Annotated in this window: 2 protein-coding genes and 1 pseudogene; 1 reads left to right on the top strand and 2 read right to left on the bottom strand. The window is 75.4% G+C overall.

What is annotated here, in order from left to right; translation table 11 throughout:
- Together HUW36_RS27515 and HUW36_RS27510 are read right to left on the bottom strand one after the other, a co-directional pair.
- Window positions 1–1279 (bottom strand): DUF6311 domain-containing protein (locus HUW36_RS27515; protein ID WP_174530798.1); only part of this gene is annotated, 1279 nt, incomplete at its 3' end.
- Window positions 1237–3141 (bottom strand): DUF6311 domain-containing protein, encoded by a 1905-nt coding sequence (locus HUW36_RS27510; protein ID WP_174530797.1) that lies wholly within the window; start codon window positions 3139–3141, stop codon window positions 1237–1239. The genes HUW36_RS27515 and HUW36_RS27510, both read right to left, overlap by 43 nt.
- A gap of 144 nt (window positions 3142–3285) precedes the next feature.
- Here HUW36_RS27510 and HUW36_RS27505 point away from each other — a divergent pair.
- Window positions 3286–3912 (top strand): annotated as a pseudogene (locus HUW36_RS27505) (hypothetical protein); the annotation flags it as partial.

Here is a 3912-nt window from a genome sequence, read left to right as displayed (position 1 = left end):
CCCACGGCGCCCAGGCGCGCGCCCCGCCGCGCCGGACCCGGTCCAGGGCCAGGGCCAGCAGCACCCCGCACACCGGTACGCACACCAGCGCGAACCGCGCCGGCACCACCAGGTCGAGCAGCGGCACCCCGGCGAGCAGCCGGTAGGGGCCGGGCACGCCGGTGTCGTGGCGGTTCAGCACCACGCTGGAGCCGAGCGAGAGCAGCGCGAACAGCAGGCCGCACGCGGCGAGCGCGCGCACCAGCGGCCGGCGCCACAGCCGCACCACCACGAGCAGCGCCAGCAGCGGCAGGAACGGCCCGAAGAACGAGTTCTGTTCGGTCGGGTTCGGCGACAGCAGGCCGGCGCGGTGGGCGTCCCCGGCGACGGTCTGCCGCGCGGTGGCGGTGTACGAGGCCAGGTCCAGCCGGTACCCGACGGTGTGGAACGGCATCCCGTCGTAGTGGCCCGGCCCGAAGAACTGGAACCACAGCGGGTACGCCAGCAGCACGCCGGCGACGAGCGCCCCGATGCCCAGCCGGCGGGCCACCACCGGGGCCAGCCGGCGGGCGGCGGCCCGGTCGGCCAGCGCGTACGCCCCGGCCAGCACCCCGGCCGCCAGCGCCAGGAAGACCAGCAGCTCCTCGCCGAGGAAGACCTGGTAGGCGACCGCCAGCCCGAGCAGCACGCCGTCGCGGCGGACCCGGTCGGTGGCCGGCCGGAACACCAGCGCCAGGATCACCGGGACCAGGAACTGGGCGGCCATGTGCAGGTGCGCCCCGGCCTGCGCCACCATGCCGGGGGCGAAGCCGCAGACCAGGCCGCCCACCGCGGCGGCGGCCCGGGAGCGGACCAGCCGGCGGGCGAGCAGCGCGTACCAGGCGGTGGCCGTGCCGGCGAGGCTGAGCGTCACCGCGACGAGGAACGCCACCTGGGAGCCGAACGCCACGGTGACCGGCGTGAGCGGCACGCCCAGCCCGAGCACCGAGGTGTTCGCCATCAGGTTCACGCCGTCCGGGGCGTTCAGCGCGGCGCTCCACAGCGGATTCTCCCCGCCGGTCACCGCGCGGGCCGCCCGGGCCAGCATCCACTCGAACAGCATCTGGTCGCCGGCCTGGTGGAACAACCGCTCCGGGCGGCGCCACTGGTCGGTGGTGAGCAGCACGGCCAGACCGAGGTAGCCGGCCACCACGAGCGCGTCGACCGGGCGGGGCCACCACCGGCGCCGGGGCGCGCGGCCGGGGCGGGCCGCCCCGGTCAGGCGGAGCGGCTGGTCAGTGTCCGGACGTCCCACAACCACACGTCCAGCTCCTGCCGGCCGGGGCCGACCAGTTGCTCCACGGTCCGGCGCAGCGGCTCGGCGTTCTGCTCGTTGAGCGGCAGCACCACCACCGCCGCGTTCCAGTGCCGCAGTTCGTCGAGGAAGCGGCGGCGCTGCCGGTCGTCGAGCTTCGGCGTACGCCCGGTGGACGCCACCTCCTCCAGCAGGTCCCCGATGCCGCTGGGCCGGCCGCCGAAGCGGCCCGGGTCGCCGGTGACGCCGTTGCGCGGGGCGAGGAAGTAGCCACCGGGGATCTTGAAGTCGAGGTCGGTGCTGGCCGCCCACCGCATCGGGTCGGTGTTGCCCATCGCCGGCACCGGCACGGAGACCAGCGTCTGGTCCGGCCCGACGTACTGCCGCCACCGGTCGGCGGTGATGAACTCCGGCACCGGCGGCCGGGTGGTGACCCGCAGCGGCATCGGCGCGATCGGCAGCAGCGCGAAGACCAGGCCCGCGGCGGTCAGCGTCCGGGCGGTCCGCCGGTCCACGCCCCGCAGCACCCAGGCGCTGCGCACCGCGTACGCGAGCAGCACCGCCACCGTCACGCCGGTGATCAGGCCGAACCGGGTCGGCACCACGGCGTCCAGCAGCGGCAGCCGCACCAGCAGCTCCCACGGCCCGGTGACCAGGTCCCGGTCCCACCAGGAGATCCGCTCGCCGAGCGAGAGCACGGCGAAGAACAGCCCGGTCGCGGCCAGCGCCCGGACCACCACGTCCCGGCGCAGCCAGACCACGATGCCCACGGCGAGCAGCGACAGGCTCCAGCCGAAGAAGGCGTTCTCCTCCGAGTAGTTCGGGGCGAGGTTGACGTTGGCCCGCTCGTTGCCGCCGAAGGTGGGCGAGCCGGGGGCGAAGAACGCGGCGATGTCGTTGCCGTAGTCGCGCACCGTGTCACTGAGCCCGTGGTACGCCATCGGCCCGGCGAACTGCACCCAGAGCGGGTACGCCAGCAGCGCGCCGGCGAGCAGCGCGCACACCGCCAGCCCGGTGCCGAGCGGGCGCCAGGCGGCCGCCCACCGCTCGCGCTGCTGGACGAGCACGGCGAGCAGGAACACGCCGAGCGCCAGGGCGGTGAAGAGCAGGATCTCCTCGTTGATGAACGCCTGCGCGGTGACCAGCAGGGCGAGCAGCGCGCCGTCGCGGACCGGCCGGGTCGACCGGGTCAGCACCAGCACCCGCCAGACGATGAACGGCAGCAGGAACTGGCTGATGATGTTCGGGTGCCAGTTGGCGTGCGACAGCATGGCCGGTGAGAACCCGCAGAACCAGGCGCCGACGGCGGCGGCCGGGCGGTGGCGGACCAGGTGCCGGGAGAGCACCCGGTACCAGGCGGCGGCGGTGCCGGCCAGGCCGAGCGTGACGAGCGTGACGAAGGAGACCGCCGGTCCGAACAGGAGGGTCACCGGCACCATCGGGATGCCGAGCGCCAGGATGGCGGTGTTCGCCATCAGGTTGACCCCGTCGGGGTAGTTGAACTGCTCGGTGAAGAACGGGAACTCGCCGTGCAGCACCACCCGTACCGAGTGGGCGAGGAAGAACTGCACCTGCGCCGGGTCGCTGCTGTAGAGCGCGGCCACCCGGCCGGCGGGGTCGGCCCAGATGCCGCTCGTCACCCAGATCGCGGCGAGCAGGAAACCGCCGTACACGACGAGGTCGATCCGGCGGCGCGTCCACCGCCACCGCCACCGGCGACGCGCGGCGGGCGCGGCCCCGTCCGTCGGGTCGGCGGGGGCCGGCGGGTCGGGCCGGGTGACCGGAGGCCGGTCGAGGGTGACGGAGCGGGGTCCCGTCGGGGCTTCGGCGGCCGGCGTCGAGGCGCCGCGGGTCTCGGCAGGCGTCACAGTCGGCGGAGTCTACCGGAGCCGGATATTGGCGCACGAATCGCGCGTCACGTTCCGCGACGAACGGGTGAGCCGGGCTCGGCCGGGCGACCGGTCGTCTCGTACCATGTGGGCTTCCGACCGACGACCGGCGAGGGGATCAGGGTGGTTTCAGCCCGCCGAGGCGCGGCGACGGGCACCGCGCTGGCCGCGCTGCTGCTGGTCACGGCCGGTTGCGGACCGGTCGCCGACCGGCAGCCCAAGGACCTGCGGGTCGGCTACGACAGCCTGGACGGCACGCTGGCGGTCTGGCCGCCGCGCGGCAGCCTGGCCCGCGACGCCGCCGCCACCGCCGGGATCACCGAGGCGGTGCGGGACTGGCGGTCCCCGGTGGACGACCGGGTGCACGTGCCCTCCTCCGGCATCCTCTTCTCCGGCCAGGTCGCCGGCTCCGCGCTGGCGCTGGTCGCCGCCGACGTGCCCGGCGAGGCCGCCTCCTGGCTGCTGCAACTCGACCGGGACGGGCAGCGCTGGCGGGTGTCGCACGCCACCGAGTACACCGATCCCGGCTACCTGGTCTACTCCGACGTGCTGCCCGTACGCCAGCCCGAGGGCCGCCGCTACCTCACCTCCGCCCGGGTCGAACGCCTGCTCGGCCCGGACGGGCGGGTGCTGGGCGCCGCCGACGGCGTGACCGACCCGGTCGCCGTGCCGGCCTGCCAGGCCGTCGAACTGACCGCGACGCTGCGGCCCACCCCGTCGCTGCCGCGCGGCCGGGCCGCCGACCGCGTC

This window comes from Micromonospora maritima, assembly GCF_902825405.1.
GTDB lineage: Bacteria > Actinomycetota > Actinomycetes > Mycobacteriales > Micromonosporaceae > Micromonospora > Micromonospora maritima.
The sequence above is the reverse complement of the archived record's forward strand: the minus strand, read 5'-3'. Positions and strand labels throughout refer to the sequence as shown.